This window comes from Mycolicibacter acidiphilus, from assembly GCF_018455725.1.
Lineage (GTDB): Bacteria > Actinomycetota > Actinomycetes > Mycobacteriales > Mycobacteriaceae > Mycobacterium > Mycobacterium acidiphilum.
This window is the reverse complement of the sequence record NZ_JAHCLR010000011.1, coordinates 1-6,601: the sequence shown is the minus strand read 5'-3', so window position 1 is coordinate 6,601 and position 6,601 is coordinate 1. Positions and strand designations below refer to the sequence as shown.

General features: G+C 64.8%; 6 protein-coding genes. 2 read left to right on the top strand and 4 right to left on the bottom strand.

The features are described 5' to 3' along the window. Positions 1-53: 53 nt before the first annotated feature. Genes KIH27_RS07790 through KIH27_RS07775 form a run of 4 tightly spaced genes read right to left on the bottom strand, consistent with a single transcriptional unit; the run spans position 54 to position 2,429 of the window. Positions 54-338, bottom strand: coding sequence for a WXG100 family type VII secretion target (locus KIH27_RS07790; protein ID WP_214092373.1), 285 nt, complete (start codon positions 336-338; stop codon positions 54-56). Between the two features lie 14 nt (positions 339-352). Beyond that, complete coding sequence (locus tag KIH27_RS07785) at positions 353-646, bottom strand: WXG100 family type VII secretion target (RefSeq protein WP_214092372.1); 294 nt, start codon at positions 644-646, stop codon at positions 353-355. 43 nt (positions 647-689) lie between these two features. After that, positions 690-2,111, bottom strand: coding sequence for a PPE family protein (locus tag KIH27_RS07780; RefSeq protein WP_214092371.1), 1,422 nt, complete (start codon positions 2,109-2,111; stop codon positions 690-692). Positions 2,112-2,129: 18 nt separating this feature from the next. Next, the gene (locus KIH27_RS07775) at positions 2,130-2,429 is read right to left on the bottom strand and encodes a PE family protein (protein ID WP_214092370.1); all 300 of its coding nucleotides are present in this window, start codon (positions 2,427-2,429) and stop codon (positions 2,130-2,132) included. Between the two features lie 961 nt (positions 2,430-3,390). On the opposite strand from KIH27_RS07775, the gene KIH27_RS07770 reads away from it, so the two are divergent. Together KIH27_RS07770 and KIH27_RS23180 are read left to right on the top strand one after the other, a co-directional pair. Continuing rightward, positions 3,391-5,229, top strand: a complete 1,839-nt coding sequence (locus KIH27_RS07770) for a putative bifunctional diguanylate cyclase/phosphodiesterase (protein ID WP_214092374.1) — start codon at positions 3,391-3,393, stop codon at positions 5,227-5,229. A gap of 454 nt (positions 5,230-5,683) precedes the next feature. Then, a complete protein-coding gene (locus KIH27_RS23180; RefSeq protein WP_214092369.1) occupies positions 5,684-6,586 on the top strand; it encodes a GGDEF domain-containing protein in 903 nt (300 codons plus the stop codon). The last annotated feature ends 15 nt before the right edge of the window (positions 6,587-6,601 follow it).

The following is a 6,601-nucleotide window of genomic DNA, read 5'->3' as shown; positions in this document are numbered from 1 at the left end:
TCCAGCAGAGTTTCCACACCGCCGGTTCACACTCGGCGCAGGGAGCGGCCCGGTCAGGCCCAGCTGGACCCGACGGCCGAGTCGGTGTTGGCCATGTTGTTGCCGGCCGACTGCACCTTCTGGCCGTGGGCGTTGGCCTGCTCGTAGATCACCTGGAAGTTGCGGCCCAACTGGGTCACGAACTCCTGGCAGGCCACCGAACCGGCGCCACCCCAGAAATCCCCGGCCGCGAGCACGTCGTGCACGATCGCCTGGTGCTCCGCCTCCAACGACGCCGCCTGCGCGCGGATCAGCGCGCCGTGCGCGTCGACGTCACCGAACTGGTAATTAATGCTCATCAGAGGGTCTCCTTCTAGCTCGACAGGATCTGCTGCGAGGCAGCTTCCTGCTGCTCGTAGTGGTTGGCGTCGCGGATCAAACCGTCGCGGACTCCGTGCAGCATGTTGACGATGTTGCGGAACGCCGTCTGCATCTGGCCCATGGTGTCGTAGCTGGTCTTCTCGGCCAGACCACCCCAGCCGGAGCCGGAGATGTTCGTCGAGGACGCCCACATCCGGCGGGCCTCGTCCTCCACGGTCTGCGCGTGGGTGTCGAACCGACCCGCCATCGAACGCATCGCGTCCGGATCAGTCATGAAACGTGGCATGAAGCTCTCCTTACCTGGATGGATGTTCCGGCACTCGCCGGGGTCAGGGGGCTTTCGGTGCCGGATCGGTAGCCGGCACGTAGACGACCGCGGCACGATAGCCAGGGGGTGGCCGGCCGTGTGGCGCGTAGCCCACTGGGACGGCGTGCGCGGCGGCTGCCAGTTCGTCGGCGTACCCGGCAGCGGGTGGGCGGGCCAGCACACTGACACGCTCCCCGTATTTGGCGGCGGTGCCGCCCGATTCCGGAGCTGCCCCGGTCGCCGCCCCAGCCATCGCCCGCGGTATCCCTCCCATGAGGATCGGCACGCCCGCTCCGGCAGCGAAGTCAGCTGCCGCCAGCCCGTCCAGCACTGGCACCGTGAGCGGCAGACCCGCTGCCATCCCCTCTACCGCCCCCGTCGCCCAGCCCCACATCGGCGGTACCGACAGGTCTCCGACCGAGTCCGCGGCGCCCATGTCGGCCCAAGCGCCGCCGCCATCGCCCCAGCCGCCTGCGTCACCGGCCGCCGCGGCTTCCGCGTCCTGAGCTGCCTGGGCCGCCGCCGCAGCCTCGGCGTCGGCAGCGGCCTGGGCGTCCGCCGCGGCCTGCTCCGCCTCCTGCTGCGCCCTGTCGGCGAAGGACATGAACTGGGAGACGATCGCCTGCATGCCGGAGAAGATGAAGACCGGCGTCGCGGTCAGCATCAGATAGCCCGGCAGCAGGGTCGGTAGGCTGTTGATGATCGACTGCAGCGACAGACTGCCGAGATCTAGCGGAACTGTACCGAACGGCGTGGTGATGGTTGTGCCAGCATCCGCGGACCCAGCCGTACCAGGCGATGCGAGACTGTTGAGCACGCTGGTCACCAACTGTGGCGACGACGGCGGACCTGAGGCAGCAGAGTTGGCCACCGCGTGGCTGACCGCACTAGCCTGGATGGCCTCGCCCGCGGGGTTCGCGGTTGACGGCACCTCGGTCAAGGGCGTCAACTGCGACGCGATCGCCGACTTCGCCGCGTATACGTACATCGCTGCGGAATCCTGCGCCCAGAACTCCGCGTACTGGGCGGCCAGCGCAGCGATTGCAGGCGTGTTCTGACCGAGCGCGTTGGTGGCGACCAGGTGGACGAACTGGGTGCGATTCGCCAGGATCATCGCCGGCGGAACGGTTGCGGCATATGCGGCCTGAAATGCATTAGCGGCCGACCGCGCCTGAGCAGCAGCGTGTTCCGCTTGCATGGCGGTGTCGCTCATCCATGACACGAACGGCGCGGCCGTCGCCGCCATGGTGATCGCCGCCGGCCCTCGCCACCCTTCGTCAACGAGGCCGGCGACCACCGCCCGGTACCCGTCAGCCGCCGAACTCAGTTCAGCGGCCAGGCGGTCCCAGGCCGATGCGCCTTGAATAAGCGGCGCGCTGCCCGGGCCGGAGTACATCCAACCGGAGATGATCTCCGGAGGAACCAGGCCGAAATCGAATGCCATCGTGTACCCGGCAACGATCTAGTAGACCGCAAGCGCGTTGGCGGCCTCAGTGGCCTCGTACGACCCCGCGGTGGTGCTGAGGGTGTGCACGAACAGTTCGTGGATCGCCGTTGCCTGAGCGCCGAGCGCCTGGTAGCGCTCGGCGTAGTTGGCGAACTGTGCGGCAGTGAGCGCAGATACGGGGTCAGCAGCAGCAGGAATCACACCAGCAGTAGGGGCCGCTGCCGCTGCGTTCTCAGCGGTCAGTGTCGAGCCTATCGAGTCGAGTACGCCCGCCATCGATACGAGCACCTCCGGTTGGGTGGTGACGAAGGACATGTGCGCTTCTCCTTACGGGACCGGGGTGATCGGCTGGACCTCGCGGCCCGGCGGCGACGGTCACCCACCCAAAGACTACGAACTGCCAGTTCATATTGCAAGCTCAAATCAATCATTTTGACTGTTTTTAAACCTTCAACAAACTGAGGGTATTGTAATCTCCATGTCGGGCTGCCGCTCACGACCTCTCGAACAGGCTCCCCGTTCGGGCCGCGGGGTTGTCGCCCCTGGCCAGCACGATCGACTGTCGACCGGGGTCGCCCCTGGCCAGCACGATCGACTGTCGACCGGGGTCGCCGCGGCCGATCCCATCGCTGTTTCCCCGGGACTCATTCCCTGACTTGGCGAGCGGGTCGGGTGCCAACGTCCTGATCAGCTGTGCTCCGGCGGCGCCGGCCACGGCACACCCAGAAGGTCGAGCGCCCCACAAAGGCCCGTTCCAACAGCGGGCAGGCGGCGCCGGTGCGCACGACCAAGCCAGACAGGGATCTGCGGCATGAGCAGACGACTCCCGAGTTGACTCCTAATCGCTGCAGAACATCATCCGCCACCAGTCGGTGCATCGAAGCCAAAACCCCCGCGTGGCGAGACCGCCCGGGATCCGTTTAGCCCGATCGGATACGGGACGACCACGATCACACCGGCCAGTCATCCCACAGGGCAGACAACCTGCCACCACCGCTAGCTGGGCTACATCTGACTACTCAGAAGCACTCCACGTACCATCAGTCCACGAAGCCCTCGACACTATGGACTACATGCCGCTAAAATGGTTACAATAATGACTAACTGTATGGTTTACGTTGAGGCAGCCACGGGGCAGGTAGACAGCGGATCGAGGACCGATGCAGGAAAACCCAAGATCGAAGCCGCCGCCATGGCGAATCACGTCACCTGGCGACTGCCCGCCGGGATCCCCCGAACGCCGGAGTGCCCCTTCGTTCCAGCGCAAGGCGGGATCATGCAGAAAACACTAGATTTCATCGCGGGCATCACCACCGATCTGATGAATGCCACCACTATCACCAGGTCCGAGATATGCGAACGCGTGCTGGCTGACGTGACACGACGGTTAGGCGTCGACCGCGGCTTCCTCCAGCACAACAACCACCTGCTGCAGACCGCAACACTGATCGCCCAGTGGCCGCCGCAGCGTGACCACGGCGAACTCAATTTTCCAGTCTCCGCCGATAGCGGCCTGATCGATCCGGTCCTCGCTCACTGCATCGCCGGTGTCGGCCAGACTGCGATCAGATCGGATTGCACTGGCTCAGCATCGTCGGTAGCCGTGGCCCCGATACTCCTGGGCGAGACGACCATCTGGGTCCTCGGATTCGCGCGATCGGATGGCAAAGACTGGACGGACGAGCAGCTGAGCATCATCAACGTGACTGCGCCGTTGTTCGGCCAGCTGCAGCGCCGGATCGCCGCGGAACAGAACCTCAGCAAACTAGCTGATCATGACGACCTCACCGGTGTGTACAACCGCCGCGCGCTGATCGCTCACCTATCGCAGCGGCTCACCGACGGGAACCCCGGCTCGGTCACGGTTATCTACCTGGACATCGAACGACTGAAGTCCATCAACAACAATTTCGGGCATTCGGTCGGCGATTGGTACATCCAGATTCTGGCACTGCGTCTCGACCGGGACCTGAACGACCTAGCTATGATCGCGAGACTCGGCGGCTCTGCGTTCGCCATCGTGCCAAGCCGACCGATGGAGATCGCTGAGGCCGAAGCACTAGCCCACCGCATCCGTGCACGGCTACGCGACACCGTAACGATCGGCACCGTGGTGGTCAGCCCGACAGCAAGCATCGGGCTTGCTGTCGGATCACCGGGTCGCGTTCAGAGCACCGAGTTGCTCCAGCACGCCGATGATGCGGCCCGGGATGCCAAACTGGCCGGCGGTGACCGAGTCGTCGTCGCGACCCCCGCAATGGCACTGCGCGGCGGCTTTCGGAACGATATCGAGCGCCACCTGTACGGCGGAATCGGCCGCGACGCGCTTCGGCTGCGCTATCTGCCCGAAGTCGACCTGACCACCGGTGCGGTCGTGGCGGCCGAGGCACTGGTCCGCTGGCAGCACCCCACCTGGGGGCTGCTGCTGCCGGACTCGTTCATCGACGTCGCCGAATCGACCAGCGCCATCACCGAACTGGGCCACTGGGTGCTGCGCAACGCCTGCGCCGACCTGAGCCGCTGGCGGTCGCACGGGATCGGCCGGTCCGCCACCCTGCGCGTCAACGTCGCACCGGCCGAACTGACCAGCCCGGACTTCGCCGGCACCGTCGCCGACACGCTCGCCGAGTTCGGCATCGACGGCCCATCGGTCTGCCTGGAAATCACCGAGCGCGCCATGGTGGCCGACATCGAAACTACCCAGACCACGCTCGCCGAACTGAAGGAGGTCGGCGTCACGATCGCGCTCGACGACTTCGGCACCGGCTACGCCACCCTATCGCACCTGAAGTCGCTACCGATCGACATGCTCAAGATCGACGGATCGTTCGTCAAGAACCTCGGCACCGACCCCGACGACCTGGCGATCGTCCGGGCCATCATCAACCTCGCCAATGCCTTCGACCTGCAGGTGGTCGCCGAAGGGGTGGAGGACGCCCGCGCTGCAGCGACGTTGCTGCGGTACGGCTGCCATCACGCGCAGGGCTTCCTGCTGTCCCGACCGATCGACGCCGACGCCATGGAGCAGCTGCTGTCGACAGGCTGGGTGCCGCTGCCCTGCCCCGACGACTGCTTCCTGCTGGACGCACCCGCGGCTCTGTCGCAGCGGTCCTGACCCCGCCAGTTCACCCTTGCGTCTGCTGTGACGACGGGAGGTGACGGCACGAAAGCTTTTCAGTCCGAACCGTGCCCGACTGGCGGGCCGAGGCGTTGAGCACCTCGACTCCGCCGCGGACTGCCGGATCGGCTGGTACGCCCCGGACCGGCTGGCACATGGCCGGATACGAACTCGTCGCTGCTCGCACTGCGAAGGACGCCACCGAGAACATCACCAACGTGAACCTGGCACGCGCGATAGCCGGACATCTGCCTACCAAGTTAGCCGCAGCGCAGCATCCAGCCGAGCGCGTGCGCTCCAATCGGTCCTGTCGACGACCACCTTCCCCAATCTCACAGTCCGTATAGGTCGATAAACGAGTATTTTTTAATGTATTACTAGAGGGGTTCGTTACTTTCCGTATGTTAATGTGCGTTCTGTCAACGCTGAGTTGGTCGCGGATCGAGGAGTCGTGCAGCAGAGCCCCAGATCGCTGATCGCGCCATGGTGGAATGACTCCCCCGAGACGTGGTTGCCCGAGTTCCTGGAGTCACGGGGCGTGCTGCGCTGGATCAGGCTCAGCATCATCATCGGCGCCCCCATGCTGACCTTCCCGGGAATCCTGCTCATGTTCTCCGACTGGGGTCCACACGACCCGGCCGCACGCTTCGTCGACGGAATGGCCATCGCGGTCGGCCCCTACTGCCTACTGAGGTGGCTTCTATGCGCCTGGCCGACGCCCAGAAGCTCACTGCGGCTGGTCGTGATGATCGACCTGGCAATCACGGCGTCCGCGTTCTCAGATGCAGTACCACTGGCTGGGCTCGCATCAACCAGCGGATTTGTGTGTACGGGCATATACCTTGCGGTCTTCCACAGCGGCAAAGCCCAGTCCGCACACATCAGCTGGTCGATCCTCACCACTGTTGGACTGATGACCGCGGTTTACTCGGACCCCTCCACGCCGGGTGGCTGGGCCGTCGCCACCGCACTGGGCATCTCCTGCCTGACGACAGACATCGGAGTAATGCCTATGGTCCAACTAACGTTCTCCCTGGTCCGCCGCAGCGCCGTGGACTCCCTCATCGACCCACTGACCGGGTTGGCAAATCGTCGCGGTCTTGATCATCAACTCAACATCATGCCTGCGCGATCCGGAACAAGATCCATGTGCGTGATCGCCATCGATCTGGACCGGTTCAAGGCGGTCAACGACCGCTTCGGACACCCGACTGGCGATAGCCTGCTCATCCAAGTTGCTGATCGAATTCAACAAGCAATGAGCACGGAAGCAGTCATCGCCCGAGTCGGCGGCGAAGAGTTCGTCGCGATCGATCTGCTGGACCCGTCGCCTGGGCTGTGTCAAGTTCTGTAGACGTCAGAACGCTTG

Excerpts from the sequence above, each read along its gene's own strand:
- KIH27_RS07770 (WP_214092374.1), top strand. The coding sequence starts at position 3,391 with ATGCAGAAAACACTAGATTTCATCGCGGGCATCACCACCGATCTGATG.
- KIH27_RS07780 (WP_214092371.1), bottom strand. The coding sequence starts at position 2,111 with ATGGCATTCGATTTCGGCCTGGTTCCTCCGGAGATCATCTCCGGTTGG.
- KIH27_RS07790 (WP_214092373.1), bottom strand. The coding sequence starts at position 338 with ATGAGCATTAATTACCAGTTCGGTGACGTCGACGCGCACGGCGCGCTG.
- KIH27_RS07785 (WP_214092372.1), bottom strand. The coding sequence starts at position 646 with ATGCCACGTTTCATGACTGATCCGGACGCGATGCGTTCGATGGCGGGT.
- KIH27_RS07775 (WP_214092370.1), bottom strand. The coding sequence starts at position 2,429 with ATGTCCTTCGTCACCACCCAACCGGAGGTGCTCGTATCGATGGCGGGC.